Source organism: Sinomonas terricola, from assembly GCF_034931225.1.
Taxonomy (GTDB): Bacteria; Actinomycetota; Actinomycetes; order Actinomycetales; family Micrococcaceae; genus Sinomonas; species Sinomonas terricola.
The window spans coordinates 228,807-254,731 of record NZ_JAYGGQ010000001.1; the positions used below are offsets into that span (position 1 = coordinate 228,807).

Below are 25,925 nucleotides of genomic sequence, written 5' to 3' on the forward strand. Positions count from 1 at the left end.
CTCAGCCTTCCTCGACCGGCAGGCGGCGCCCGCCGTCGGACGTGGGCCCAGCCGGTGCAGCCTCGCCATCGGGCGCGGCCGCACCCGGCGTGGCTCCGCCCCGCGAACGCTCGCGCTGGGCCTCAGTGCGTCGGCGGTCCGCCTGGGCGATGACCTCGGAGGCGCCGACCGTGCCGACGTAGCGCCCGCCGTCGTCCACGACGACGCCGCGGCCCGACGGGGAGGAGAGCGCGGCGTCGAGCGCCGTCCTCAGCGTCGCCCCGGCATGATGCAGCGATCCCCCGCTCACGAGCACCCCGGGCGATTCCGGCGAGGCCCACCCTGCGGGCCGGCCGGCGTCGTCCACGACGACAGCCCACCGGGCGGGGCGCGCAGTGGCGAGCTCGGAGAGCACAACGCTCGCGGCGCCGTCGACCGCGAGCCCCGCGTCGTCGAAGAAGCCCAAGTGCCGGAAACCTCGGTCGCGCCCGACGAATCCGGACACGAAATCGTCCGCCGGCGCCCGCAGGAGCTCCTCGGGACCGGCGACCTGCGCGAGCCGGCCGCCCACAGCAAAGACCGCGATCCGGTCGCCGAGCAGCACCGCCTCGTCGATGTCATGCGTGACGAACACGATCGTCTTGCCGAGATCGCGTTGCAGGCGCAGGAGCTCCTGCTGGAGCTCGTGGCGCACCACGGGGTCCACGGCGCTGAACGGCTCGTCCATGAGCAGCACGGGCGGATCGGCGGCGAGCGCGCGCGCAACGCCCACGCGCTGCTGCTGACCGCCCGAAAGCTGGGACGGATACCGGACCGCGAGCGTCTGGGGAAGGCCGACGACGTCGAGCAGCTCGCGCGCGCGGGCCCTCGCGGTGCCGCGCGGAACGCCGTTGAGCCGCGGGACCGTGGCGATGTTGTCCAGTACTGTCCGATGCGGCATAAGGCCTGCGGCCTGCATGACATAGCCCATCGAGCGGCGCAGCGTCGCGGCTGGAAGCGAGGAGACGTCCCGCCCGTCCACCGTGATGGTCCCCGAGCTCGGCTCGACCATCCGGTTGATCATGCGCAGCGACGTCGTCTTGCCGCAGCCCGACGGCCCGACGAAGACGGTGATCCGGCCTCGCGGCACGCTCAGGCTCAGGCGGTCGACAGCGGTCGCCCCGCCATAGACCTTGCTCACCTCGCCGAACTCGATCATGGCTCCGGTCACGCTGCCGAGCCTATCAGCGAACACCCGCGCGGGAACCCGGAGTTCCGGGCCGTCCAGGCGCCTTGCGGACAGGAGATGTCCGCAAGGCGCGTCAGGACCGGCGCGACGCGAGGTCGATCGTCCCGAAGACCGGATCGCGGTCGAGGATCCGGACATCCTCGATGCCCTGCTCCGCGAGCGCGGCACGGAACCCGTCCTGGAGCCGGCGGACGTTCATCCCCAGCCCGCTCCCGAGGATCACGGGCCCGTCGATGCCGAGCTGCCGGGCGACCTGGGCGGCCATGCGGGCCAGGTCGTGCGAGGCCTGGTCGATCATGAAGCGGGCCCCCGCATGGCCCGCGTCGGCGGCCTCGACGACGACGCGCGCCTGCTGCGCCCAGTACCGGCGGCCGGTGGAGGGAGAGTGGAAGTGCGCGATGAGCTCGCGGGGGGCGTCAAGCCCCACGGCCTCGAGCAGGGCCTGCGTGAGCGCATCCGGCTCGAGCCCGAGGTTCATACGGTGGAGGCTGTAGCGCGTGGCCTCGCGCGCGAGCCAATAGCCGCTGCCCTCGTCGCCCAGGAGGTAGCCCCAACCGCCCGCGCGGGCCTCCTCGCCGTCGTCGTTCGTCCCCCACGCGGCCGTGCCCGTGCCTGCGATGACCGCGACGCCGGTGCGCGCGCGTCCCGCGGCGAGGAGGAGCCGCGAATCGTGCACGACCGTGATCTCGGCGTGAGGTGCATGGGGACGGATGAGCTGGGCGAGGGCGTCCGCGTCCGCTTCGGTGTCGATGCCCCCAGCCCCGACGTACACCGTCGCGGCGTCCGCGCCGCCGAGCGCCGTGAACAGCTCGGCGAGGTTGGCGGCGGCCACCTCGGGCGTCACGTTCTGGACGTTCGCGCTGCCCGCCTCCCGGTCGTCGACGACCTCTCCGCCGATGACCTTGATGCCGCGCGTCTTCGTGCCGCCGATGTCGAGGCCGATCATGATGCTGTCATCGCTCAGTGTGCTCACTCGGCAAGGGTACTGAACCGAGGGCTAGGGTGCTCCTATGGACCGCATGCTGCCTTCAGGACTCTTCGGGAACGGCGTCGTCGCGGCGCCCATGGCCGGCGGCCCCAGCAATCCCCCGCTCGCCGAGGCCGCGGGCCGTGCAGGCGGTGTCGGCTTCCTCGCGGCAGGGTACAAGTCGGCCGAACGGCTCGCGGGCGAGCTCGAGGCGCTCTTCGCAACCGGTCTCGGGTTCGGCGTGAACCTCTTTGTGCCGCGCGACGAGGGCCTCGACCGGGGCGCAGTCCTTGCCTACCGCGAGCGGCTCCGGCCCGTGGCGCGGCGGCTCGGCGTCGAGCTCCCCGAACCGAGGTGGGAGGACGACGACGCGTACCCCGCCAAGCTCGACATCCTCCTCGAGCGGGTGCCGCCGATCGTCTCGTTCACCTTCGCCCTCCCTCCGGCCCGCGACGTCGCACGGCTCCGCGCTGCCGGGGCGTTCACCATCCAGACCGTCACGACCGCCGACGAGGCACGGGCCGCGGAAGACCTCGGCGTCGACGCCGTCGTCGTACAGCATCCGAGTGCGGGCGGCCACTCGGGCGCGTTCCTCGCGGATCCTCTGCTCGCGGCCTTCTCGGGGACGCTCCCCGAGCTCGTGGCGGAGGTGCGCGGCGCCGTCGGCCTCCCTCTCCTCGCGGCCGGCGGCATCGGGACGCCCACGGACGCCGACGCGGCCCGACACGCCGGGGCTTCCGCCGTCCAGCTTGGGACGGCGTTCCTCCGCACGCCCGAAGCAGGAACGAACGCGGTGCACCGGCGGGCCCTCACGGACGCCGCCTTCGACCGCACTGCCCAGACCCGCGCGTTCTCGGGCAAGGTGGCGCGCGGGCTCGAGAACGGCTTCATGCGCGACTTCGCCGACGGGCCCGCCGGCTACCCCGTGATCCACTACCTCACTGCGCCGCTGCGGGCTGCGGCGGTAGCAGCGGGCGATCCGCACGGGACCAATCTGTGGGCGGGCACGGGATGGAAGAGTGCGCGCGACGAGCCCGCGCGGGACGTCGTCGCGCATTTCGCGGGCTGAGGCTCCGCGCGGGCGGCGAACGCGCCCGGCGCGCGAAGTGGCCACGCATTGGTCGAGAGGTGGCCGCGCGTCTCGTCACGGCGACGCCCGGCCAGGTCCCGCCCGACGGGTGGCCACGCCCCCGCGCGCTCAGATGCCGAACGCGTCGAGCAGGGCGTCCGCCGGTTCGGACAGAACGTGCTCGCGGAAGAGGCGGACGGGGAGCGGCTCGCCCACGATCTTCGGCCACACGAGGCCGATCTCCCGCACGGCGTCGGCGTCCTCGAGCTCGAGCTCGACCCAGCCGAGGCCGGGCGCGTGCACGGCGGAATGCCGCGCTCGGGAGGGCGGCACAAGGGCCACCCCGAGTCCCGCGCTCACGAGCCCGAGCAGGGTCCGCGAATCCTGCCCCTCGAACGCGATGTCCGGCCGCACTCCTGCGTCGCGGAAAAGCCGGTCGCCGATGCTGCGCATCCCGTAGCCCCGCTCGAGCACGACGAACGGCTCTCCCGCCGCCTCGGCGAAGTGCACCGAACCCCGTTCCGCGAGCCGATGCCCCGCGGGCACCGCGAGCCGGAGCGGCTGGACGCACAGGGTCCGCGCATCGAGCTGCCGACCAGGCCGGGGCACGGGAGACACCACGCTCAAGTCGACGTCTCCCGTGGCCAGGACGTCGAGGCAGCGCTCGCGCGAGCCCTGGATGAGTTCGAAGCGCACGTCGGGATGCCGCGAGCGGAAGCTTCGGATGAGGGCGGGAACCGCGGCCTCGCCGAACGTCATCTGGAAGCTCAGGCGGACGACGCCGCGCGCCTCCTGGCGCCGCTCGTGCAGCTGGTCGATGGCGTCCTGGAGGCTCTCGAGGGCCGCGCGCACGGACGGGAGGAGCTGCTCCGCGGCGGGCGTCAGGCGGATTCCGCGGCCTTCCTTCCGCACGAGTTCGGTGCCGACGACGGCGGCTGCACGCGCGAGCGCGCGGCTCACCGTGGGCTGCGGCACGCCGAGGAGTTCGGCGGCCGCGGTCACGTGACGCGTCTGGCCGACCGCGTCGAGGACGGGGATGAGCGGGAGGAGCTGCCCCAGCTCCCCGTGCAGCGGCTGAATTTCATGCGATCTAGGCATATGTTTCAAAGGATAATGTATTGGACGCATGGATTGAACGGCTCCTACGGTGGAGCTGTGACCGCCTCCCGCGAAGCCCCGACCGCGCCGCCCTCCGCTCAGCCGTGGGCGGGACACGCGAAGGGAAGCCGGGGCTACCGGAGACTCCTCGCCGCGCTCGCGTGCGCCGGCGTCGCGACCTTCGCGCAGCTCTATTCGACGCAGGCGCTCCTCCCCCGCCTCTCCGGAGACCTCGGCGTCGACGCTGCGCAAGCCGCCCTCACCGTCTCGGTCGCGACGCTCGGCCTTGCCGTCTCGGTGCTCCCGTGGTCCTTCGCCGCCGATCGCGTGGGGCGCGTCCCGGCCATGGCCGCCGGCGTCGCGACGGCTACTCTCCTCGGCCTCGTCGCGCCGTTCTCCCCAGGCATCGGCCTGCTCGTGGTGCTCCGCTGCCTCGAAGGCGTCGCGCTCGGAGCCGTCCCCGCACTCGCGGTCGCGTATCTCACCGAGGAGATCAGCAAAGCGAACACAGCGGTCGCGGCAGGAACATACGTCGCCGGCACGACGATCGGCGGGCTCCTCGGACGCCTCGTCGCAGGCCCCGTCGCCGACGTGTGGGGGTGGCGTGCGGGAATCTTCGCGGTCTCCGTGCTCGGCGCCGTCGCGGCGGGAGGGTTCATCACTCTCGCCCCGAGCCAGCGGGGCTTCGTCCCGGCGAACCGACGGGCGCGGGCCGCCCAGCCGGCCGCCGCCCAGCCCGCCGCCGCCCGTCGCGCCTCAAGCCTCCTCAATCGCCGGCTCGGCGCGCTCTATCTGCAGGCGTTCGCCCTCATGGGCGGATTCGTCGCGATCTACAACTTCCTGGGGTTCCGCCTCGAACTGCCGCCGTTCGCCCTCCCGGCCGCCTTCACGAGCCTGCTGTTCCTCGCTTACCTCTCCGGCACGTTCTCCTCGGGATACGCCGCGCGCCTCAGCGAGCGCTTCGGCCGCCGCGCGGTCATCATCGCGAGCATCGGGCTCATGGCCGCGGGCGTCCTCCTCACGATCCCGGACTGGCTTCCGAGCATCCTCCTCGGGCTCATCGCGCTCACCGCGGGCTTCTTCGGCGCGCATGGGCTCGGCTCAGGGTGGATCGGAGCGCTCGCCACGACGGGTCGCGCCCAGGCCGCCGCCCTCTACAACCTCGCCTACTACGCCGGCTCGAGCCTCGTCGGGTGGCTCGGCGGCCTCGTGTTCCAGTCGTACGGCTGGTCCTGGCTCGCCGCGGGAACGGGTGCCGTGGCTCTCGGCACGGCCGCGGCAGCCGCCGTCGCCCATCCCGCCACCGGGGCCGTGCGGCGATCCGCCCTTCCCCGGGCACCGAGGGGAGCCGCCGGCGACGGATAGGATGGTTTGGCTGCCCGTTGACGCGAAGAAGAGGGAGCCGCCCGTGACCATGGCCGAACCACTCGACGACATCGACCGCAAGATCCTCGGCGCGCTCGTCGAGGATGCCCGGATCACCAACAAGCAGCTCGCGGAGCTCGTGGGGATCGCGCCGTCGACCGCGCTGATGCGCACCCGGGCGCTTGCCGAGCGCGGCATCATCACGGGCTACGAGGCCAAGGTGAACCTGAGCGCCGTGGGGCGCAGCGTCCAGGCGCTCATCTCCGTGCGGCTGAGGGCCCACGACCGCGATCAGATCGACGCGTTCACGTCCCGCGTGCCGCATCTGCCCGGGGTGCTCTCGACCTTCCACACGTCGGGCGCGATCGACTATCTCCTCCACATCGCCGTCGGCAGCACCGAGGAGCTCCGCGACTGGCTGCTCGACAACCTCACGACCGATCCCGTGGTGGGCCATACCGAGACGACGCTCGTGTTCGAGGAGATTCCGGGCCGGGGCCCGCTGCCCGACTAGTTCTCGGCCCGCGCATCCTGGCCAGCCCGCACGCGCAGAACGGCCAGCCCGCGCGTCCGCAGAACGGCCAGCCCGAGGGCGGCAGCACAGCACAGCCCCGTGAAGATCGTGGACGCCGTGGCCAGCCCGACGGCTGCCGCGAGCGCGCCGACACCGATGACGGGCACTGCGCTGCCGAGGTACGTGACCACATATAGCGCGCTGACCGCCTGGGCGTGCTGTTCGGGAGAGACCGCGGCGACGAGTCCGTCGAAGAGCTCGCGGAACGCAAGCCCCTGCCCTGCCCCCGCCGCGAGGATCCCCCCGACGAGGACGACGGCGTTGCCCGCCGAAGTGCCCAAGCCTGCGGCGAGCGTCCCCACGCCGAGGAGAACGAGGCCGACGACGACGATGGGCGACTCCCCCGGCGCATGCCGCCGAGCCGCCGTCGCCCGTCCCGCGAGCTGCACCGCGGCCGCCGCGGCGAGCGCGAGCCCCGCGAGGGCGCCGACAGCGGGCAGCGACGTGAGGCCGAGCGTGCGCGCGAAGTAGCCGGGCGCGAGCGAGAGGAAGTACCCGAACACGGCGAAGCTCAGGAACCCCACCCCGGCCGCCCGCCAGAAGGGGCCCCGCGCCGACTGCGCGCCGAAGGCCAGGCCGCGCGGCGCAAGGAGGCGAGCCCGCGATACCTCGACGGCGGGCCGCAGCGCGGGCCGCGCACGCACGAGGACCAGCGGGCACAGGAGGACCGCGAGCACCGCGGCGTAGGCCGCGAACGGGACAGCGAGCGATGCGGGGCCCAGCGCGAGCGAGCCTCCGGCGACTGGGCCGAGCGCCACGCCGCCCGACGTGGCCAGGAGCGTCGCCCGGGACGCCCACGCGGGCCGGTCAGGGAGGAGCTCGCGGACGGCGGCCGAGCTCGCACCCGTCGCGAGGCCGACAGCGGCGCCGTGCAGGGCCCTCCCGCAGCACAGCTCGGCGAGCGAGCCCGCCGTCGCGCACACCGCGACCCCCGCGAGGCCGAGCACGACGGCGACGACGAGGGCCGCCCGCCGGCCGATGTGATCCGACCAATGGCCCGCGACAACGAGGACCGCAATGAGGCACAGGACGTAGCTCGCGAAGGCCACCGAAACGCCCAGCGAGCCGAAGCCGAGCCGCTCGGACAGCATCGGGTAGAGCGGGGTCGCGAGATTGGCTCCAACCAGCAGGACGAACAGCGTTCCCGCGCTGAGGGCGAGCCGCGCGGCCCGCGAGGCATCCCAGCCCCCGGTGCGCGGCGTCGTCGGCCGCTCGATGGCGGGCCGCATGCTGAGCTCGGCAAAGATCGACACGACCACAGTCTGCGGCGGACTGATCCTCTCACTCAGTTTTAGTGGACCAAACTGATCGCTATGCTCAAATCCACCACGACAATCTTCCATGGAGTGACCATTGAGCACTTTCGACGCCCTCGACCGGCGCCTCATCCTCGCCCTCATCGAAGATCCGCGCGCACAGATCGCCGAACTCGCGCAGCGGCTCGGCATCGCCCGCAACACCGTCCAGTCGCGCCTCCGCCGGCTCGAAAGGACCGAGGCACTGCGGCACGGCGGGCGCGAAGTGAACCTTGAGGCGCTCGGCTACGACGTCGTCGCGTTCATGACCCTCGAGGTGGTGCACCGCGAACTCGACGCCGTCGTCGCAGGGCTGCGCCGCATCCCCGCGATCCTCGAGGCCCACGAGATCTCCGGCCGCGGCGACATCTGGTGCCGCCTCGCCGCGACGGACACCCACGGGCTCCAGGCTGCGCTCCGCAGCGTCCTCAGGCTCCGGGGAGTCATCCGCTCGGAAACCGTGCTCGCGCTCCACGCCCACATCCCCTATCGCGCCGACCAGATCCTGCGGGAATCGACGTCGATGGGCGGGCCGGGAGAAGGGACCGCGCCATAATAGCCCCGTGACCATCATCGACAACGCCGTCTACGTCAACGGGCGTCGGGCCGCACATCCAGACAGCCTCGAGCAGACCTTCGAGACGCTCGAGGCCAATGGCGCGAGCATGGCATGGATCGGCCTCTACCGGCCCTCCTTGGAAGAGATGGCGCAGGTGGCCCAGGAATTCAAGCTCCACGATCTCGCGGTCGAGGACGCGATCACCGCGCATCAGCGGCCCAAGGCGGAGCGATACGGGGAAGTCCTGTTCACGGTCCTACGGCCCGCCCGCTACCTTGACGAGACGGAATCCGTCGAGTTCGGCGAGCTCCATGTCTTCACGGGCCCGAACTTCGTCGTGACGATCCGCCACGCTGAGACGGCCGGCGTGGGAGAGGTGCGCAAGCGCCTCGAAGGCGAACCGGACCTCCTCGCCCGCGGGCCCAAGGCCGTGCTGTATGCCCTGCTCGACCGGGTCGTGGACGACTACGGGCCGGTGGTTGCGGGGCTCGAGAACGATGTCGACGAGATCGAGGACCAGCTCTTCGAGGGGACCGCCGACGTCTCGCGGAGGATCTACGAGCTCACGCGCGAGGTGATCCAGTTCCAACGCGCCGTCCACCCGCTGCGGCACCTCATCGAAGGGCTCGAGCGCGGCTTCGAGAGCCACCACGCGGACCTCGAGCTCCAACGAAGCCTGCGTGACGTCCGCGACCACGTGGAGCAGGTGATCTCACGAATTGATGCCTACCGCGATCTGCTCCAGAACGCGCTCGTCCTCGACGGCACGCTCACGTCCAACCGCCTCAACGAGACCGGGCTCGCACAGAACGAGCAGGTCAAGCGCATCTCCTCGTGGGCCGCGATCTTCTTCGCCCCGGCTCTCGTCACGGGCATCTACGGGATGAACTTCAGGGTCATGCCCGAACTGGACTGGGACTTCGGCTACCCCTTCGCGTTCGCGCTCATGTTCATGCTCGGGTTCGTCATGTGGCTCATCTTCAAACGAAAGCAGTGGCTATGAACGCACACGCAGGATGGTCCTCGAGCCGGGTCCTCGTCCCCGGCTCCGCGTCCCAGCTCGGCGCCTTCGGGCTGTTCTCCCCGCCCGAGGGCGCCGCCACCGTGGTCCGCGCGGGCGACGCCCAACTCCACGCACTGGAGGCCGACGACGACGTCCTCTGGCTCACGTTCGGAGAAGTCGCGCGGGCGGGGGCCGACGGCGTCGACTGGGCCGAGCTGGCCCTGCGCCATGCGCTCTGGGTCGTGAGTGGGGTTCCCGTGCTCGCCGGCGTGCCGGGAGAATCGGCGGGGGCGCTCGCCGCGCTCACCGAAGTGCTGCGGGAACACGACGTTCCTCTGCTCCTCGTGGCCCACGAGGAGCCCGGGCCCATGCCGGCTCGGCTTCCGGTCGACGTCGACTCGGGCGTGGCGCTCCCGCCCGACGACTTCGGCAGCTGAGCGGCCGCAGGCGTGGCGCAGGTCACTTGATGCTCCCCTGCGCGAGGCCGGCAATGATGTGGCGCTGAAGAAAGAGGAAAATGACGATGATCGGGATGATGGTCACGACAGAGACGGCCAGAATCTGATTGAACGGAATCGCCTGCTGGCTGGCGAATCGGGCAATAGCCACCGGCAGTGTCTGCACCGACTCGTCCTGGGCGACGATGAGCGGCCAGAGGAAATCATTCCAGCGCCAGATCACGGAGAAGATCGCGACGACCGCCAACGCTGGCCGGCTGAGCGGAAGGATAATCCGCAGGAAGATCTTGAACTCCCCCGCACCATCGATGCGCGCGGCCTCGATCATCTCGTCAGGCAAGGTCAGCATGTACTGGCGCAGAAGGAATACTCCGGTGGGCGTCGCGGCCGGGGGGATGATGAGCCCCCAGAGCGAGTTGACCATGCCGAACGAGGAGATGACCTGATATACGGGCAGAAGGATCACCTGGAGCGGGATCATGATCGTGGAGAGGGTGATAAGGAAAAGCACTGTGCGGCCGCGGAAGTTGTACTTGGACAGGGCGTAGGCCGCCATCGAATTGATGGCTAGGGTGAGCACGGTCGCGGACCCCGTGACGATGACGCTGTTCATCAGGAAGTGCACGAAGTCGAACGCCTGCAATCCGCTCGTGTAGTTGTCAGCCGTGGGGTGGTTGGGCCAGAGGGTGGGCGGAGTCTGAGCAAGCTCCTCTTGGGTCTTGAATGATGACACTGCCGCCCACACGACCGGGGTCACCACAAGGAGGGCTCCGGCGATGAGCAGGGTCGCACGGACGACGGCGCCGGTGCTCGGAGCGCGGCCACCCGTCGACGTCCACTTGGGCCGCTGGAGGCCGGCCGAATCGGTTCGGCGAGCTGCGGGCGCGGGGGCTTGTGTACTCATATCGACTCACTCCGTCGGCCGATCGCATAGTTGACGAAGGTCACGGCGAAGACGACGACGAAGAGAATCACCGCGGCCGCACTGGCCAGACCGTATTGGATCGGGTAGCTGAAGGCATTCTCGTAGATGTACTGGATGATCAGCGTCGTTGCTCCTACGGGCCCACCGCCCGTGAGCGTGTACACGAAATCGAAGGCTTGGAACCCTGCGATGGTGGCCAGGATGATGACCACCATGAGCGTGGGGCGCAGGAGCGGGAGGGTGATGAGACGCACCGACTGCCACACACTCGCACCGTCCATTCTGGCTGCCTCATACAGCGAGACATCGATGGACTGCAGACCTGAGATCAGGATCATGGCGTAAAAGCCGAGGTGGATCCACGTCCCCACGAGGATGATCGATATGAGGGACAGGCCGGGGTCTACCAGCCATCCCGGTGCCCCCAGCCCGATGGTGGACAGCACCTCATTGACGAGGCCCGTGGTGCGATCCAGTGCAGCCTTCCAGATAATGCCCACCACGACTGGCGAGATGAGGACGGGCAGGAAGTATGCGGCACTGAGCGCACCCCGGCCGCGCCGCTGCGCATTCAGCATGAGGGCAAGCGCCGTGGCCAGCACGGTCGAGAGCAGAACGAACCCGAGTGTGAAGAGAACGGTGTGCTGGACCACTCCCCAGAACTGGGAATCGCTGAGGATGTTGCTGTAGTTGCCGGTTCCAACAGGGCGGTATGTCCGTCCGTTGCTGCTGTCGTAGAAGCTGAGGTTGAACCCGTTGAAAGCCGGCCAGATGGTGAACACCCCGAAGATCACCATGTTAGGCAGGACGAAAAGGTAGGGGGCGAGCTTCTTGCCCCTCATCCAAGTAGGAATCCCGCGAGCCCGACCGGGAGCCAAGGCGGTCATGAGCCTGCGGCCTTGATGGCCTTGTCGATGGCGGCGGAGATGTTCTCGACGGCGGTCTGGACATCCTCCTTGCCGGCAACGACCTTGTCTGTCTCGTTGATCAGCGAGGTGGCTGAGGCCGTGAAGGCGGGACTGTTCGCGGCGGTCCAGGTATCGGACGGGGTCGCCTTGATCTGCGAGAGGAAGGCGCTCATATCGCTTTGGCGATTGGCGTACTCGATCCCAGAGTCAGTCAGGTCCTTGCGGGTGGGCAGCCAGTACGCGGTCCTGTCGACCTCACGCTGGTTCTCAGTCCGGTTCATCCACTGGACGAAGGCCGCAGCGAGGGCCGGGTTCTTGCTGTCCTTGAAGGCGATCATGAACTTACCGCCCGGGAAGCCGCCGCAGCGCTCTTGGCAGGGGTTCGGCACGGCCGCCCAGTTGAACGTGGCGCTCTTGGCGAACGCGCCGACCTGCCACGGGCCTGACAGGTACACGGGGACCTGCCCTGCGAGGAAGATCTCATTGGCTCCCGTGTACTTGCTGCCTGAGCCGAGCCAGAAGTCCTTCGGGGAAGCGTTGCTCTTCACGAGGTCCGTGAAGAACGTCAGCGCCTTCGCCGCCTTGTCCTTGTCGAGGGCGTTCTTGCCATCCGGACCGACCATCACGGTGCCGAACTGGCTCAGGACGGTGCTCAGCCGATTGCCCGACTTGTCGATAGCCACTGCGTAGGGCATGTTGTTGGCGGCCGCCACCTTCTTGGCGGCAGCAACAAGCTCATCCCACGTCCACTTGGCGGGTACCTCGACACCTGCCTTCTTGAAGGCGTCGACGTTGACCATCGGCCCGTTGATCGTGACGTCACTGGGAACGGCCAGCATTCGGCCCGCGGAGTCCATGGCAGTTGCGGCCGCACCCGGAGTGAACTCGGACGGATAGCTGCCGCCGAAGTACTGCTTGAAGTCGACTTCCTTGTCGGCGTAGGGATGCCAGTCGGACACGCGAGCGACCTCGGGGGCGTTGCCAGCAGAAAGGCGTGCCTGCAGCGAGGTCGCCAAGTTGGCGAACGGCACGATCTGCAGATTGACTTTCGCCCCAGTGGCCGATTCGAACTTGGCAATCGCGTCCTTCGTGGCCTGTTCGTCGGGACCGTCGGTGAAGTACACGTAGGTGAGCGTCTGACCCTTGAAGCTGTTGAAGTCGACGCTGGCCGGGGCGCTCGGCCCGGGATCCGACTGCGATGAGCCAGGCGCGCACGCCGCCAGGCTTGACGCAAGGACCGCCGCGCAGGCAACGGCGATCTTGGCACGGAGTTTCATGGGGTTCCACCTCTCTGGGGATGGCTTGCCGCCTTCGTCAGCAGCGGCTTTGGCCGTATGACGCGGGTCACAAACCGTCAGTTTAGTGACCGATCACTTTATGGTCAATCCCCTCAAAATTGGCGGACTGATGGGGTACTTGACTAAGTGTGACCGATCACTAGAACATTTAGGTGACCGATCACCATCCTGCCGCTCACAACAAGGCTCGAGGCTCGACGCAACAGCCGCGACCGATCAGCTCAGCGGTCGCATCGCGGCCACGCTCCTTGCCGCTGATCTACCGAAGCCCTCGTGCACCATGAGGCCGCCGCCCCCGCGTGGGACTCCGCCGTCGTCGATGGTGAGCCCGTGGGGGCCCATGAACCAACCCAGCAAAGGAACAGCAGATGCTCAGAGTAGGAATCATCGGCGCCGGGGGGATCTCCGACGCTCACATCCAGGCCTATCTGGCCTTCCCCGAAGAGTGCGAGATCGTCGCGATAGCCGATATCGTGCCTGGGAGGGCCGCCTCCAAGCTGGAATTGCACGAGACGCTCGGCGCCAAGGCATACGAAGACCCACTCCAGATGCTCGCCCAGGAACAGCTGGATCTAGTGAGCATCACGACGCCGCCTTCCAGCCACGCCTCCCTCACCGTCGCCTTCCTCCGCGGCGGTGTGAACGTGATCGTCGAGAAGCCCATGGCTCCCTCGCTTGAAGAATGCGACGCCATGATCGCCGCCCAGCGGGAGTCGGGCAAGGTCCTGTCTGTGGTCGCGCAGAACCGATTCCGCGATGACATGGCCATCCTCAAGGAGGCTGTCGACTCAGGTTTGATCGGCTCGGTCTCGCACCTGCGCATTGATTCGGCGTGGTGGCGGGGGCTGGCCTACTACGACCTGTGGTGGCGGGGCACGTGGGAGTCGGAAGGCGGTGGCTGCACGCTCAACCACGCCATCCACCATATCGACCTCACCCTGTGGCTCATGGGGCGGCCCTCGCAGGTGACGGCCATGCTCGCCAACGCCCAGCACGACAACGCCGAGGTCGAAGACCTCTCGGTTGCCGTGCTGCGCTACGGCCGCGGGCTCGCGCAGCTCACTAGCTCAGTCGTGCATCACGGCGAGGAGCAGGAGATCGTCATCCAAGGCGAGTTCGCCAGGATCTCTCAGCCCTGGCAGGTGGCGGCAGAACTGCCTCGGCCCAACGGCTTTCCGGTTGCCGGGGGCAACACTGCATTGGTCAATGAGCTGAACGCCCTCGCCGAGGCGCACGCTCCGCTGCCCCATCGGGGGCACGCGGGCCAGATCGGAGACGTCATCGCAGCGATCCGCGACCAGCGCGAACCGGCGATCGACGGCGACGACGGCCGCAACGCCGTCGAACTCGTCACAGCCATCTACAAGGCCGGCATCGAAGGCGAGATCGTCGATCTGCCGCTCGCCCCCGAGGACCCGTACTACCGGTCTGGGACGCTCGCGCAGAGAGCCCCGCACTTCTACGAGAAGCGAGCATCCGTCACCGAGCAGTCCGGTGAGATCATCGTGGGCGCCTCAACGAGCGCCTCCAACGACTGAACTATGAAAGGACGCCAGATGCCCGCATCAGAAGGCGCACACTACGCTCCTGCCCCCATGCCCCAGCCGGTCGTCGGCCCAGGCGAATTCGTGTTCGCCGCCGCCCATCTCGACCATGGCCATATCTACGCGATGAGCGAGGGGCTGATCGGGGCCGGTGCCACCCTCAAGTGGGTCTATGACCGCGATCCGGCCAAGGTCGAGGCGTTCCGAACGCGGTTCCCCCAAGCTCAGGCTGCCAGCAGCGAGGCAGAGATCCTCGCCGACCCCAACGTACGTCTGGTCGCAGGGGCCGCGGTAGCGTCAGAGCGCGCAGACCTCGGATTGCGGGTTATCGCTGCCGGCAAGGACTACTTCACGGACAAGGCACCACTGACAACGCTCGAGCAGCTGGAGGCTGTCAGGGAGGCGACCTCCCGCACCGGGCTCAAGTACGCCGTGTACTACTCGGAGCGCATTCATGTGGAGGCCGCCGAGCTCGCCGGCCAGTTGATTGAGCAGGGCGCGATCGGCAAGGTCCTCCAAGTCATCTGCCTTGGCCCCCACCGCATCGGCGACCCGGGCACGCGTCCCGACTGGTTCTTCGACCGAGACAAATTCGGTGGAATCCTCTGCGACATCGGCAGCCACAACTTCGAGCAGATGCTCTACTTCGCGGGTGCCCGGGACGCGGAGGTGGTCAGCGCAACGGTGGCCAACTATGCCCACCCAGAGCACCCCACGTTCGAGGACTTCGGCGACGCCCACATCGTGATGGACAACGGCGCGACGGGTTTCGTCCGCGTCGACTGGTTCACACCTTCCGGGCTGAGCACCTGGGGTGACGGACGCACGATCATCCTCGGCACCGAGGGCTACATCGAACTACGCAAGTACGTGAACATTGCGACCGGCGAAGGAGGCGGCCATGTCTTCCTGGTGAACGACGACGGCGAGCAGCATATCGAGGCGACGGGGCGAGTGGGCTACCCCTTCTTCGGGTCTCTCATCCGCGACTGCCTGGACCGTACCGAGACGGCCATGACTCAGGAGCACGCGCTCAAGGCGGCCGAGCTCAGTGTCAAGGCTCAACTCGCCGCGCGCGATATGACCCCTGCGAATCGATGACCGGCTGATGGCAATGCAGCCGGCCGACCACGCTGCGCCCGGAATAGCGGGCGCAGCGTGGTTAGGTCGGGAGAAGGCAAGGGACGATACTGTTTCAGAGTCCAGTTCGCGAGCACCACATAGCCGGCGAGTCAATTGCCGAAAGAGGTCACGGAGGGCCAGCAGTTGAGCAGCAGCCCCATTCCCCCGGCGGCGCAGAGGCCATCCACTATCTATCAAGTAGCGCGACTTGCCGGTGTGTCCCACCAGACCGTCTCCCGATACCTTAAGGGAAATGGGGGTCTCAAGCCCCAGACCGTTGCCAAGGTCGAAGACGCCATGGCCCGGCTCGACTACACGCCCAACCTCGCAGCGCGCGCATTGCGGAGCAAACAGTCCTACCGAATTATCGTGGTGGCCCCCGAGGACCTTCATTTTGCTGCATCGCGCATACTCGGAAGCGCAGTCAGTACAGCTGATGAGGCGGGATATGTGACCGAAGTTGTCCACATTGGTGTGAGTGGCTCCGAGTCTTGGGATCGCCTTCTCTCTCTTGTGTCGACCGAGCGGCTGGCCGGAATTTTCTCGCTCATTCCCCTTGGTCCCTTGGTCGAGCAGATCACATCGAAGCACCCGGACGTTCCACTCGTTGTCGCCGGTAACTACGACGAGAAGATGCATGCACGAGGATCCCTTGCAGACGCGACGCCGGCCGCAGAGATGATCGAGCATCTGGCCTCTCTCGGTCACCGCTCCTTTTACCATGTGGCAGGCCCAAAGCTCTGGACATCAGCAGTGAACAGAAGCAAGACATATGAGACGACGGTTGCCCGGCTCGGTCTCCATTCGGCCGGATCCGCAGTTGGAGATTGGTCCATGCTCTCCGGCTACCGGGCCGGACTCGAAATCCCCCTTGCCGACGGACCTGTCACCGCAGTGTTCGCCGCGAACGACCACATGGCGCTGGGAGTTATGCGCGCCTTGCACGAACGCGGCAAGAGGGTGCCCGAGGACGTCAGCGTGTTCGGCTGGGACAACCTGGAGGAAGGCAAATACTTCATCCCCTCGCTCTCCACGGTAAGCATGGACCTCGAAGCCTCCGGCCGGAACGGCATGAGGGAATTGATCTCCCGCATACGAAATGAGCCTAGTAGCCCTCACGGATACGAGTTCACCCCCATGCAGCTGATCTTCAGGGAGTCCACCGCTGAGGCCCCAACCCGCGCAAGCTAATGTGTGGAATTAGCGCCCCAGCCTCCGCCGTCGGAGACCTGAGAGCTCTGCGGTGAGGCCTCCGTCGATGACGAAGTCGGCACCGGTGATGTTTCCAGCGGTCGCTCGCTAGGAGTGCAACGAGAGCCGCGACGTCGTCGGGCCTCGTGAAGCGACCGGAGATGCACTTGCCGAGACCATCTCGTTGGGGGACCGTCCGTTACAGGTGTTCGATAGCCTGCGGGCGTCGGCACTGTTCAACGGGTTCCGATACCGACAGGTGGGCATACCAACCATCGACCCCACCTGCCGGACAACGCAAAACACCCCCGGTCCGGAGACCGGGGGTGCCCAAAAAACGTGGAGCCTAGGGGATTTGAACCCCTGACCTCTTCGATGCGAACGAAGCGCTCTACCAACTGAGCTAAGACCCCGTGGTGCTTGATGCGGGTTCAACCTTACTGGGCCGAGCCGTTCAAGACAAATTGAGCGCCGCCCCGCGCTACGCGCGGCGGCGCTGCAGAACGGCGTCGAGATTTCCGAGGGCGCCACGCGTCCCGGAGCGCCCCGCGGCAACCACGGGGATGCCCGGCGCGGGGGCGGCATCAGGCTTCGGCTTGATCGTGACCTTGGTGCTCGGCTTGGGCTGCTCAGGAGCCTCAAGCGGCTCGGGAGCATCGCGATCGGCCTTCGCCGCACCCACATACGAGGGCTTCGGGACCTCGACGGGTTCCCACTGCTCGTCCGCGTCCGCGTCGCCCCCGCTGGCAGCCTCGGCGGCTGCTTCCTGCGCGGCCTTGGCCACCTCGAGAGCGGCCGCGCGGAGTTGGTCGCGGCTCAGGGGAGCAACCGCCTCGGGTTCCGGCTGAAGGTCGAAGACTTCGTTCGCCGTGCGGACCGGAACCTTGCGCACGGGATCGGCGCCGCTGGCCTCGGCCCGGACCGCGGCACGGAACGCTGCGTCGACGCGTCGACGGCGGTCCCGCACGGCCAGCCCTCGCAGGACCACAAAGCAGCCTGCCGTCGCGGCGAGCGCCACGAGCGGGATGAGGCCGGAGACCACCCCGAATGCGGCGGCGCCCCCGCCGATGATGGCGACGAGCAGCCCGCCGAGTCCGATTCCGGCGAGAGCGCATCGGCCCCAGCGGATGCGCAGTCGAGGTGCGGTGGGGATCCGGTCGTTCACGTGCTCCCCCTCAGGGGTCTGGCGGGCAGTCGGCGTCACGGGCGGGTCATCCCGCCGCTCTCGTGGGAAAGTCGGTCCAGCGCTCGGTGCGCCGACCGCGGGCTCCGCGTCGCCGTCGTCGGCCTCTCTGAGGAGGACGGCGCCGTCGCCCGCGGGGCGGACTCGGCGGAGCACATAGGGAGCCACCCACAGCAGCCAGAGGAACACGGCCGCGCCGAGCACCGCCGAGCTGCTGAGAGCGAAATCCATATCAAAACCGTAGGAGGCGAGCTGCCCGGCCTGCCGGATTACGGCCGGTGTGTCGTCAGACTGACGCGGGCGCCTACGCGCGAGAGGCAAGCCAGGGCTTCATGAGCCCCTCGGGCACTTCCTCCGCGGTGAGGGCGAACGACTCGTGGTCTGCCCAGGCCCCGGCGATGTGCAGGTATCGCGGGCGCAGGCCTTCGTAGCGGAAGCCGAGCTTCTCGACGACCCTCAGGCTCGCGCTGTTCTCGGGCCGGATGTTGATCTCCATGCGATGGAGCCCGAGCGCGAAGAAGCAATGGTCCGTGGCGAGGGCGACGGCGGTCGGCGCGATGCCGCGCCCCGCGTGCTCATGGTCGACCCAATAGCCGAGAGTCGCCATGAGAGCCGACCCCCACGTTATCGAAGAAACCGTGAGCTGGCCGACGATCGGCGGCCTGCCCTTCTGCGGATGGGCCTGGGTGATGACGAACGGCAGCGCAGAGCCCTCACGGGCCTGCTGGTTGAGCGAGCGCACCATCTGCCGAAACGTCGGCAGGCCCCCGCCGGGCTGCGGGTTCGAGGCCTCCCACGGTGCAAGCCATTCGGCGTTGCGGTACCTCAGGTCCATCCATTCGGCCCGGTCGGACTGCCTGATGGGGCGAAGCCCCACGTCCCCGGATTCAAGCGTGACCGGCCAGATCCCCGGCCCGAACATGCTCAGCTGCCCGTGGACGGCGCTTCCGCGCCGTTTGCGACACCCGCGCCGTCTGCCACAAATGTGCGCAGCCAAGAGCGCAGATCATCACCGAACTCGTCGCGATTGCATGCGAGCGTGACGACGGCCTTGAGGTAGCTGAGCTTGTCGCCGGTGTCATAGCGGCGCCCCCGGAAGACGACGCCGTAGACGCCGCCTCCGTCTCCGTGGCGCGCCGCGAGGGTCTGGAGGGCATCGGTGAGCTGGATTTCGCCGCCGCGCCCCGGCTGAGTTCCTTCCAGGACGTCGAAGACCGCCGGGTTCAGGACATAGCGGCCGATGATCGCAAGATTCGAGGGGGCGTCCTCGGGCGCGGGCTTCTCCACGAGCCCCTTGACCTGGACGAAGGTCTCGCCGTCGACGGGCGCCACGTCGGCGCTGCCGTAGGCCGAAATCGCCTCCCGCGGGACTTCCATGAGCGCGACGACCGAGCCGCCGGTCGCCTGCTGGACGCGAATCATCTCCCGGAGCAGCTCGTCCCGCTCGTCGATGAGGTCGTCGCCCAGGAGGACTGCGAAGGGCTCGTTCCCGACGTGGCGCTGTGCGCACAGGACGGCGTGGCCCAAGCCCTTCGGATCGCCTTGGCGGACGTAGTGGATGTCCGCGAGCGCGCTCGCCTCGCGCACGGCGGCGAGCTTCTTCTGGTCGCCCTTCTCCTCGAGGGTCGCCTCAAGGGACGGGACGCGGTCGAAGTGGTCCTCAAGAGCGCGCTTGTTGCGGCCGGTAATCATGAGGATGTCGTTGAGGCCCACGCCAACGGCTTCCTCGACAACGTATTGGATAGCCGGCTTGTCCACGACAGGCAGCATTTCCTTGGGCATGGCCTTGGTCACGGGGAGGAACCGAGTGCCTAGCCCGGCGACAGGGATGACAGCTTTCCTGACTGGCTTCGTGGTCGACACGCTGCCACTCTATACGACGAACTCTGGCTCCGGCCCAGAATCTCGCCTCGACGGCCCGGCCGACCGCTAGGCTCGAGGTGTGAAAAGCACAGCTGAGCGCAAGGCGAGCCTGCGCGCCGAAGTGTGGGGGCGCCGTCGTGCGATGAGCACCGCGGACCGCGCCGCCACGGGCGTCCGCATCGCCGCGCATGGCATTGCGTGGGCGAGTGCAGCCGTTCCTCCCGGAGGGACGGTCACGGCGTATCGCAGCGTCGGTGCCGAGCCGCCAACCCTCGAACTCGTCGAAGGCCTGCACACGGCGGGGTTCCACGTGCTGCTGCCCATCTGCGAGCCTGGCCGCCAGCTTTCGTGGGTTGAATGGCATCCGGGAGTCGACTACGAGCGAAGCGCGTTCGCGCCGGTCCTGGAGCCCGTGGGGCCGCGGCTCGATGCGCGCGCCGTGCACGAGGGCAACGACGCTCGGCCTCCGCTCGCGGCCATCGTGCTCCCGGCGACGGCTCTGGACGCCGAGGGGCGGCGGCTCGGGCAGGGGGGCGGCTACTACGACCGTTTCCTCGCCCGGCTCGACGACGGCGGCGCTCGGGTCTCGACGGCGGCGGTCGTGTTCGACGACGAAGTGCTCCCGGCGGGCGGGGTGCCCGACGAGCCGCTGGATCGCCGGGTCGACGCGGCCCTCACCCCGAGCGGAATCAGGCCGCTTCGGAATAGGGCGTGACGACTGACTGTTAGAATTGGCACTCGTGATCACTGACTGCTAAGGGAGCACGGTGGAGCTGAAGAAAACTCGGCACGCGTTCCCCGGCACCATGTGACCGACCCCTGTTCTGCAAGGAGTGACAGTGCCCACCTACGCCTACGGCTGCAAAGACTGCGGACATGCCTTCGACATCGTGCAGTCTTTCAGCGACAGCTCCCTTTCGGTCTGCCCCGAGTGCGGCGGAACCCTGAGGAAGAAGTTCAACAGCGTGGGAGTCGTGTTCAAGGGCAGCGGGTTCTACCGGACCGACTCGCGCAGCTCGAGCACCGTTCCCGCGGGGTCGGGCGCGGCGGCGTCGAGCGGCTCGTCGAGCTCTACGCCGAGTTCGACGCCGAGCCCCGCACCGGCCGCATCGGCCGCCTCGGCCGCGGCGAACTGACGGTTCACTGTTCCTCCACACAAAGTCATCGCGGTGAGTCATCCACAAGCCGCGCTCACCGAGCACTGAAGGTGTCTGATCGCGCCTAGCGTCGGAGCATGACCTTCACGCGACTTCCACGGCGGAAGCCCCCAGCTCGTGCGTCCGCGGCGCCCGCCCCATGGGGAAGCCGTCGGCGCGCGCCGCTCATGCGGCTGCTCGAAAGACGCCGGCGGAGCCTCGCCGCCGCGGCCCTGTGCGTCGGGGTCGCGATCGGCGTCTACCAGCTGACTCCGCCTTCAGCGGCCCACGCCTCCGTGGTCGTCGCCGCCGCTGACCTTCCGGCGGGCGCACCGATCCAGAGTTCACAGATTCGGCTCGCCCGGGTGCCGGTCGACGGCCTTCCCGAACACGCTGCGACGGAAGTCGACGAGGTTGCCGGCCAACGGCTCGCGGGGCCCATGCGGAAAGGTGAAATCCTGACCGACGCCGCGATGGTCGGCCCCGGCCTGCTGACCGGTGCCGCGGCAGGCACGGTGGCTGTTCCCGTTCGCATCGCAGACCCGGGATCGCTTGAGCTCTTGCGCACGGGTCAGTCGGTCGACCTCGTCCTGACCGAGGAAATCGGCCGTGACGGGCCGAAGTCGACGATCCTCGCGGCCGGCGTCACCGTTCTGTGGACTGGAGCGGGTGGGGCACCGCCGGGCGGCTGGCTGGGCACGCCCAAGGACGCCGAAGGCCTCGTCGTGGTCGCGGCGGAAAGCGACGAGGCACGCGCGATTGCCGGGGCGTCGAGCCGGGGCAAAGTCTTCTTCGTGCTCGTCGACGGCGCGAAGCGATGATGCGGGCCGAAGCGTCAGCCCCAATGGGGCGGACGCTGGTCCTTGAGCCACTGCTCATGATCGCGATCGGACTCGTCGTCCCCCCACGAACGCGGATCGTCCTCCGCCGCGCGCCGGGGAAGGACCGGATTGGCCTCTTGCGGAGAAGGAACGGCCCGAGCCCCGTTCGGCTGGTCGCTGCGCTGCTCCGAGCCTTCGGGCTGATCGGGTCGCCGCGGCCGCTCGGGCACACCGGATGCGCCCGGCTGCTCCGGAACCGAAGGAGCGGCCGCATCCCGATCGGCTCCAGCCGTCCCCGGAACGCTGACTCGGCGATGCGAACTCAGATGATCCCGCGCTGCCACTGGCGATGCCTCCTCAAACGTCTCTTCTCGGTTGCCGCTGCCCCCGTCTTGGGGGGTCGGGCCCACCTGCCCGTCGGCGTACGAAAGAGCCCCGTCGAGAGGACTCGCGGGCGTCGACCTCGGATCGGCGCCCCGCGTGAGGAATCCCGCGCTCGCGCCGTCGTCGGCTTGGCCGTCGAGTCCCAGGGCCTCAGCGACCATGTCCGCGCAGCTCGCGGGATCCGTGAACACCTCGATGGTCCAGAGGGTGAGGTAGCGCCACCCCATGCGCTCGAGCAGCTCCGGACGCTGACGGGTCCGCTCGCGGACGCTCAGCTCCCGATATCGCCTGGTGCCGTCCGATTCGACGGCGACCGGAACGCTCGGCTCGTGCTCGTCCCGCGACATAGTCAGAAGCGGATCGACGGCCGCCGCCATGTCGATCTCCCCGTCGTAGTGGTGCCAGACGCGTGCGCCACGCGACGCGAGGCGCTCCCCGAGGTCCGTCACGAGTGGATCGGCACCGAGGGCCTCCGTGCTCGCGGCCGCTCGGGTGGCTCGGGTACCAAGCCCGGTGCGGCCCGCGAGCTCACGCTCGAGGAGCTCGTGGAAGTCCAGGGCTCCCTCCCCCAGCCGGGTCACGTCGAGTTCGCCGGGCTCGAAGCAGCTCAGCACGTGGAGCGTCTGGCGCGCTCGGCTCATGGCGAGGGCAAACCGCCTCCGGCCGCCTGGCTCGCTCAGGGGGCCGAAGTAGTGCATCGCGCGGCCGTGCGGCGTGCGCCCGTAGCCGAGCGAGAAGATCACGTGATCCCGCACGAGGCCGCCGGCGCGCTCGACCGGCACGACCCGGAACGGCTCGTCAGCCATGGCGAAGAACTCTTTGGACTCGGCGTGGTTGGCCATCTGGAGGCGGATGGCTTCCCCGACGCGCGCCGCGTGCTGGGAGCTTGCGGTGACGACGGCGAGGGAAGCGTTCGGCCGGTGCGCGGCGTGCTCAAAAACGAGGTCGACGACACGGTTGACCTCTGCCGCCGTCGATTCGACGTTGCCGTCTTGACCGGAAGGCATGCCAGTGCCGTCGGGCAGGTATTCGACGACGAGCGCGCGATCAAGCCCGGTCACGGACTGCCCATCGGGAAGCCGCCTGAGCGCGCCGTCGTAGAACCGCTGGCTCAGCTGAAGCCCGAGATCCTCGTCGACGCCACGGTAGACCGTCGTCAGTCGCACGGTCGGGAGGACGCGGGCGAGCGCCGAGAACGAGCTCTCGACCGCGCCCGAGAATGGCTGTCCGCCCGCGACCCCGACCGTGAACGGACGCGGGTTGGCAACATGGGCGTCGCCGAAGGCAATGACCTGTTTCGCGCGGGCGATCGCGGGCAGGGCCGCCCTGAGCGGCATCGAGTCCGCGTCGAGGATGACGACGGCGTCGAACCGCCGCTGCGCGGGAGCGACCGAGGCGAGGGTGTACGGGCTCGACGTCCACACGGGCACGAGAGGCCGGACCAATCCGGGCGCGTTCGCCTCGAGGCTCGCGAGGCTGATGCGGCCGTCGCGCAGGACGTTCCTGAGGGACTCCGCCTCGCGCGGGCGTTCGCCGATGGCCCGAGTCCATTCGCACGCAAGCCGCCACCGCACTCTGGCCGGGCCCGATGCGAGATGCGCCCGGTCCGCGCGCCGGAACTCCTCCTCGGCTCGCCGCAGCTGCGCGCCGTCGGACATCGCAAGATAGTCGTCGCCGCTGATCATGGCCTCGAGCACCGACTGCCACCACGCGAGTTCGAGCTCCGAGGCGACAACCTCCGGCGAGGCCTCGCGCTCGGCAAGATCGGCGAGGAGATCGCCGAGGCCGCGTTCGCGGAGCTCGTCTTCGAGAAGGGTGCGTTCGGGCAGGGACCGCAGGGCCTCGACGGCGCCTACGAGATCCTCAAGGCGCTGCTGGACCGCCGCAACCGATGTGCGGATCAGCTCGCCGCCACTGCGGGTACCTGCGAGGATCGTGCCCAGCCGTTCGAGTCCCTTGCGGACGGCCCGGTAGTCCTCGCGCAGGTCCGCGAGCCCGGACGGAACAGCCGGATGACGTTGCGAGACCGCATAGTCGGCCCACTGCCCACGCTGTTCCTGCACGAGCAGGAGGGCAGTGTGGAGGTCTGCGAGATGGACACCTGGCCGCACATACTCCTTGGCGACACGGCGAAGTCTGGACCTCTGCATCGCGGGGATCTCGATTCCCCGTTCGCGCCGCCAGCTCGAGGACCCCGTGGCGGCGATGAGATCGCTGACTGGACGGTCGAAAATGTCCGGGGTGAACTTGTCGAGGCTCTCTCGCACCGAGACGAGCAGGTCAATCTGCTGTCCCCATTCCTGGACGGAACGGCCGAGCCTGATCTCCGAATGCTCGGCGACGCGTGCCATGCGCTCCCGCAGGGCAGGCAGATCGACGACGAGCGTGCCGACCAGTTCTTGGGCGTCCTCCGTCTCGCGCCGCGTGAGCATGCGCGCCCCATACCAGGGGCTCTCGGTCGCCTCCCGGCTGAAACTGCCGAGCTCAGCCGCCCTCTTGAGCCGCTCAGCGAGCTCCCGCCGCTCGCGGATGCTGTCGAGCACGCTCCGCTTGAGCCGCACGGTGGTCGCAGGCGAAGGCTGGATCGAGGTCAGGGCGGCGAGCGACTGCATGGCCTCGTACGGCGAGCAGCCCCAGCGCTCGCGGACGTTGTGCAGCGACTCGACGTGCTCGATGAGCTGATGCCTGCGTTCGCGCACAGCCCTGTGCACAGCGTCGAGCCGGGGCCGCTCGGCCTTCTCGTTGCGCACGATCGCACGGACCAGCTGCTGCTTGAGAAGGCCCGCCGTGAGTCCAGTGCCGAGGGGAAGCAGCGCGGAGCCCAGGCCGAGGCGCTCGCATACGCGATGAAGCTCCGTGAGGCTCGCGCGGCGCTCGGCGACGACGAGGACAGTCCGGCCCGCGTCGACAAGGTTCGCGATGACGTTGACCGCAGTCTGGGTCTGGCCCGTGCCCGGCGGCGCCTCGACCACGAGGGAATCGCCCGCGCGTGCGGCGTCGATCGCGAGCTGCTGGTCGACATCAGCGTCGAGCACGAGCAGTTCATCCTCAGGGGCGCGCTCGTCCACGGGCGCGAAGCGGGATCCATCGATCGGCGCCGGGGCCACATGGACGGCTCGCGCGGCTGCTGCGAGGGACGCGATGACAGAGCTGGCGGGTGTGATGGCCGGGTCGTCGAGCGCGTGCTCGAGATCCGCGAACGCGGAGACGAGGAGCCTCGATTCGACGGCGGCTCCGGGGATCCCCTGGAGGAGTGCCCGCATGCGCTCGAGGACTGGATGGGGGTCGAGGCGGGCCGTGCTGTACGCGAGCCTCTCGATGGAGGCCGGATCGATCTCGAGGTGGTGCACGGACCGCAGGTGGCGGACGAGGGCCGGGTTGAGCCGGGCCTGCTCCGTCAGCTTGATCTCGAAGTCGTCCTGTTCGCTCCGAACCGTGAGGGCCACGGCCGCGAGCAGGACGGGAGCGCTCACGCGGCGCGGTTTGCCGCCCACGGCAGACGTCCAGGAGGCGATTCCGGCCGCGAGATAGCCCGCGTCGAGGCCACGCTCGTGAGAAAGCTCGTAGATCTTTCCTCGCAGGTTCCGGGCAGCCCGCGCAGCGGCGGTGTAGTCCTGCCGCTCCCGGACGAGCGTCGAGAGCCTCGTGCGGCGCCCCGCAAGGAGCTGGGCCAGTCCCGAAGCATGAGCCGAGGTGAGGTCGATCGCGCTGTCCGACTTCGGGAAGAAGCTGAGCATCGTATCCGGACCGGTCACGGCCGGCAGAGACGAGAGCCACGCCTCAAGGCGTGCCTCGTCTTCGTGCTTCGTCGGCTCTTGGGCCACTTGAGCGCTCTCCTCTGCGGCGTCCGGGGCGCTGCGTCGTTTGCCTATAGACCTTATCGGCATAGTTTCGAGAGTAGCCTCTTCCACGCCGAGGCCCCCGGCCGCAACGCAGCCAGGGGCCAAATCAGCGT

At 68.7% G+C, this 25,925-nt stretch carries 23 protein-coding genes and 1 tRNA gene; 12 read left to right on the top strand and 12 right to left on the bottom strand.

All coding sequences use genetic code 11. From position 1 onward, the window contains the following. Nucleotide 1: 1 nt before the first annotated feature. Both SPF06_RS01170 and SPF06_RS01175 read right to left on the bottom strand, forming a co-directional pair. Complete coding sequence (locus tag SPF06_RS01170) at nucleotides 2-1,189, bottom strand: ABC transporter ATP-binding protein (RefSeq protein ID WP_323277094.1); 1,188 nt, start codon at nucleotides 1,187-1,189, stop codon at nucleotides 2-4. Nucleotides 1,190-1,280: 91 nt separating this feature from the next. Then, a complete protein-coding gene (locus tag SPF06_RS01175) occupies nucleotides 1,281-2,153 on the bottom strand; it encodes an N-acetylglucosamine kinase (protein WP_323277765.1) in 873 nt (290 codons plus the stop codon). Nucleotides 2,154-2,217: 64 nt separating this feature from the next. Here SPF06_RS01175 and SPF06_RS01180 point away from each other — a divergent pair, with 64 nt between their 5' ends. After that, nucleotides 2,218-3,243, top strand: a complete 1,026-nt coding sequence (locus SPF06_RS01180) for a nitronate monooxygenase (protein ID WP_323277095.1) — start codon at nucleotides 2,218-2,220, stop codon at nucleotides 3,241-3,243. Nucleotides 3,244-3,372: 129 nt separating this feature from the next. On the opposite strand, the gene SPF06_RS01185 is transcribed toward SPF06_RS01180, so the two are convergent. Then, on the bottom strand, nucleotides 3,373-4,341 hold the full coding sequence (locus SPF06_RS01185) for a LysR substrate-binding domain-containing protein (protein WP_323277096.1): 969 nt from the start codon (nucleotides 4,339-4,341) through the stop codon (nucleotides 3,373-3,375). 15 nt (nucleotides 4,342-4,356) lie between these two features. On the opposite strand from SPF06_RS01185, the gene SPF06_RS01190 reads away from it, so the two are divergent. Together SPF06_RS01190 and SPF06_RS01195 are read left to right on the top strand one after the other, a co-directional pair. Further along, nucleotides 4,357-5,706, top strand: a complete 1,350-nt coding sequence (locus tag SPF06_RS01190) for an MFS transporter (protein ID WP_428985674.1) — start codon at nucleotides 4,357-4,359, stop codon at nucleotides 5,704-5,706. Nucleotides 5,707-5,755: 49 nt separating this feature from the next. Next, nucleotides 5,756-6,220, top strand: a complete 465-nt coding sequence (locus SPF06_RS01195) for an Lrp/AsnC family transcriptional regulator (RefSeq protein ID WP_323277766.1) — start codon at nucleotides 5,756-5,758, stop codon at nucleotides 6,218-6,220. Here SPF06_RS01195 and SPF06_RS01200 read toward each other — a convergent pair. Further along, nucleotides 6,217-7,533 (bottom strand): MFS transporter, encoded by a 1,317-nt coding sequence (locus tag SPF06_RS01200; protein ID WP_323277098.1) that lies wholly within the window; start codon nucleotides 7,531-7,533, stop codon nucleotides 6,217-6,219. The two genes, SPF06_RS01195 and SPF06_RS01200, sit on opposite strands and share 4 nt — an antisense overlap. A 100-nt stretch (nucleotides 7,534-7,633) precedes the next feature. Here SPF06_RS01200 and SPF06_RS01205 point away from each other — a divergent pair, with 100 nt between their 5' ends. From SPF06_RS01205 to SPF06_RS01215, 3 genes are read left to right on the top strand one after another with little or no spacing between them, the layout of a single operon-like run. After that, nucleotides 7,634-8,131 carry an Lrp/AsnC family transcriptional regulator gene (locus SPF06_RS01205; RefSeq protein WP_323277099.1) on the top strand — a complete coding sequence of 166 codons (498 nt, stop codon included), beginning with the start codon at nucleotides 7,634-7,636 and terminating at the stop codon, nucleotides 8,129-8,131. Between the two features lie 7 nt (nucleotides 8,132-8,138). Then, the gene (corA, locus tag SPF06_RS01210; RefSeq protein WP_323277100.1) at nucleotides 8,139-9,137 is read left to right on the top strand and encodes a magnesium/cobalt transporter CorA; all 999 of its coding nucleotides are present in this window, start codon (nucleotides 8,139-8,141) and stop codon (nucleotides 9,135-9,137) included. Further along, nucleotides 9,134-9,574 (top strand): P-loop NTPase family protein, encoded by a 441-nt coding sequence (locus SPF06_RS01215; protein ID WP_323277101.1) that lies wholly within the window; start codon nucleotides 9,134-9,136, stop codon nucleotides 9,572-9,574. The genes corA and SPF06_RS01215 overlap by 4 nt, the downstream gene beginning before the upstream one ends. Nucleotides 9,575-9,596: 22 nt before the next feature. On the opposite strand, the gene SPF06_RS01220 is transcribed toward SPF06_RS01215, so the two are convergent. From SPF06_RS01220 to SPF06_RS01230, 3 genes are read right to left on the bottom strand one after another with little or no spacing between them, the layout of a single operon-like run. Further along, the gene (locus tag SPF06_RS01220; protein ID WP_323277102.1) at nucleotides 9,597-10,499 is read right to left on the bottom strand and encodes a carbohydrate ABC transporter permease; all 903 of its coding nucleotides are present in this window, start codon (nucleotides 10,497-10,499) and stop codon (nucleotides 9,597-9,599) included. Further along, nucleotides 10,496-11,362: a carbohydrate ABC transporter permease gene (locus SPF06_RS01225; protein ID WP_323277103.1), complete on the bottom strand. Its 867-nt coding sequence runs from the start codon at nucleotides 11,360-11,362 to the stop codon at nucleotides 10,496-10,498. Before SPF06_RS01225 ends, SPF06_RS01220 begins: the two co-directional genes overlap by 4 nt. Before the next feature lie 41 nt (nucleotides 11,363-11,403). Continuing rightward, nucleotides 11,404-12,705 carry an ABC transporter substrate-binding protein gene (locus SPF06_RS01230; RefSeq protein ID WP_323277104.1) on the bottom strand — a complete coding sequence of 434 codons (1,302 nt, stop codon included), beginning with the start codon at nucleotides 12,703-12,705 and terminating at the stop codon, nucleotides 11,404-11,406. Between the two features lie 389 nt (nucleotides 12,706-13,094). Here SPF06_RS01230 and SPF06_RS01235 point away from each other — a divergent pair, with 389 nt between their 5' ends. The 3 genes from SPF06_RS01235 to SPF06_RS01245 all read left to right on the top strand — a co-directional run bounded on the left by SPF06_RS01235 (nucleotide 13,095) and on the right by SPF06_RS01245 (nucleotide 16,583). After that, on the top strand, nucleotides 13,095-14,264 hold the full coding sequence (locus SPF06_RS01235) for a Gfo/Idh/MocA family protein (protein ID WP_323277105.1): 1,170 nt from the start codon (nucleotides 13,095-13,097) through the stop codon (nucleotides 14,262-14,264). A 90-nt stretch (nucleotides 14,265-14,354) separates the two neighbouring features. Next, nucleotides 14,355-15,371 (top strand): Gfo/Idh/MocA family protein, encoded by a 1,017-nt coding sequence (locus SPF06_RS01240; protein ID WP_428985675.1) that lies wholly within the window; start codon nucleotides 14,355-14,357, stop codon nucleotides 15,369-15,371. 165 nt (nucleotides 15,372-15,536) lie between these two features. Continuing rightward, nucleotides 15,537-16,583, top strand: a complete 1,047-nt coding sequence (locus SPF06_RS01245; protein ID WP_323277108.1) for a LacI family DNA-binding transcriptional regulator — start codon at nucleotides 15,537-15,539, stop codon at nucleotides 16,581-16,583. A 340-nt stretch (nucleotides 16,584-16,923) separates the two neighbouring features. On the opposite strand, the gene SPF06_RS01250 is transcribed toward SPF06_RS01245, so the two are convergent. From SPF06_RS01250 to galU, 4 genes are all read right to left on the bottom strand, one after another. After that, nucleotides 16,924-16,996 (bottom strand) — tRNA-Ala (locus SPF06_RS01250). A 68-nt stretch (nucleotides 16,997-17,064) separates the two neighbouring features. Further along, nucleotides 17,065-17,997 (bottom strand): hypothetical protein, encoded by a 933-nt coding sequence (locus tag SPF06_RS01255; protein WP_323277109.1) that lies wholly within the window; start codon nucleotides 17,995-17,997, stop codon nucleotides 17,065-17,067. 73 nt (nucleotides 17,998-18,070) lie between these two features. Next, on the bottom strand, nucleotides 18,071-18,688 hold the full coding sequence (locus SPF06_RS01260) for a GNAT family N-acetyltransferase (RefSeq protein ID WP_323277110.1): 618 nt from the start codon (nucleotides 18,686-18,688) through the stop codon (nucleotides 18,071-18,073). Nucleotides 18,689-18,690: 2 nt separating this feature from the next. Further along, the gene (galU, locus tag SPF06_RS01265; protein ID WP_323277111.1) at nucleotides 18,691-19,629 is read right to left on the bottom strand and encodes a UTP--glucose-1-phosphate uridylyltransferase GalU; all 939 of its coding nucleotides are present in this window, start codon (nucleotides 19,627-19,629) and stop codon (nucleotides 18,691-18,693) included. Between the two features lie 79 nt (nucleotides 19,630-19,708). On the opposite strand from galU, the gene SPF06_RS01270 reads away from it, so the two are divergent. The 3 genes from SPF06_RS01270 (at nucleotide 19,709) to SPF06_RS01285 (ending at nucleotide 21,586) form a co-directional block, all read left to right on the top strand. Beyond that, nucleotides 19,709-20,344, top strand: coding sequence for a 5-formyltetrahydrofolate cyclo-ligase (locus SPF06_RS01270; RefSeq protein ID WP_323277112.1), 636 nt, complete (start codon nucleotides 19,709-19,711; stop codon nucleotides 20,342-20,344). A gap of 124 nt (nucleotides 20,345-20,468) precedes the next feature. Further along, nucleotides 20,469-20,765, top strand: coding sequence for an FmdB family zinc ribbon protein (locus SPF06_RS22040; RefSeq protein WP_428985676.1), 297 nt, complete (start codon nucleotides 20,469-20,471; stop codon nucleotides 20,763-20,765). A gap of 98 nt (nucleotides 20,766-20,863) precedes the next feature. Then, nucleotides 20,864-21,586, top strand: coding sequence for an RcpC/CpaB family pilus assembly protein (locus SPF06_RS01285; protein WP_323277113.1), 723 nt, complete (start codon nucleotides 20,864-20,866; stop codon nucleotides 21,584-21,586). A 14-nt stretch (nucleotides 21,587-21,600) separates the two neighbouring features. Here SPF06_RS01285 and SPF06_RS01290 read toward each other — a convergent pair whose 3' ends face one another. Then, complete coding sequence (locus SPF06_RS01290) at nucleotides 21,601-25,857, bottom strand: DUF4011 domain-containing protein (RefSeq protein ID WP_428985677.1); 4,257 nt, start codon at nucleotides 25,855-25,857, stop codon at nucleotides 21,601-21,603. Nucleotides 25,858-25,925: the final 68 nt, after the last annotated feature.

Coding starts and splice junctions, on each gene's coding strand:
- SPF06_RS01175 (WP_323277765.1), bottom strand. CDS start 2,153: ATGATCGGCCTCGACATCGGCGGCACGAAGACGCGCGGCATCAAGGTC.
- SPF06_RS01180 (WP_323277095.1), top strand. CDS start 2,218: ATGGACCGCATGCTGCCTTCAGGACTCTTCGGGAACGGCGTCGTCGCG.
- SPF06_RS01185 (WP_323277096.1), bottom strand. CDS start 4,341: ATGCCTAGATCGCATGAAATTCAGCCGCTGCACGGGGAGCTGGGGCAG.
- SPF06_RS01190 (WP_428985674.1), top strand. CDS start 4,357: ATGTATTGGACGCATGGATTGAACGGCTCCTACGGTGGAGCTGTGACC.
- SPF06_RS01195 (WP_323277766.1), top strand. CDS start 5,756: ATGGCCGAACCACTCGACGACATCGACCGCAAGATCCTCGGCGCGCTC.
- SPF06_RS01215 (WP_323277101.1), top strand. CDS start 9,134: ATGAACGCACACGCAGGATGGTCCTCGAGCCGGGTCCTCGTCCCCGGC.
- SPF06_RS01220 (WP_323277102.1), bottom strand. CDS start 10,499: ATGAGTACACAAGCCCCCGCGCCCGCAGCTCGCCGAACCGATTCGGCC.
- SPF06_RS01225 (WP_323277103.1), bottom strand. CDS start 11,362: ATGAGGGGCAAGAAGCTCGCCCCCTACCTTTTCGTCCTGCCTAACATG.
- SPF06_RS01230 (WP_323277104.1), bottom strand. CDS start 12,705: ATGAAACTCCGTGCCAAGATCGCCGTTGCCTGCGCGGCGGTCCTTGCG.
- SPF06_RS01235 (WP_323277105.1), top strand. CDS start 13,095: ATGCTCAGAGTAGGAATCATCGGCGCCGGGGGGATCTCCGACGCTCAC.
- SPF06_RS01255 (WP_323277109.1), bottom strand. CDS start 17,997: ATGGATTTCGCTCTCAGCAGCTCGGCGGTGCTCGGCGCGGCCGTGTTC.
- SPF06_RS01260 (WP_323277110.1), bottom strand. CDS start 18,688: ATGTTCGGGCCGGGGATCTGGCCGGTCACGCTTGAATCCGGGGACGTG.
- SPF06_RS01285 (WP_323277113.1), top strand. CDS start 20,864: ATGACCTTCACGCGACTTCCACGGCGGAAGCCCCCAGCTCGTGCGTCC.
- SPF06_RS01290 (WP_428985677.1), bottom strand. CDS start 25,857: ATGCCGATAAGGTCTATAGGCAAACGACGCAGCGCCCCGGACGCCGCA.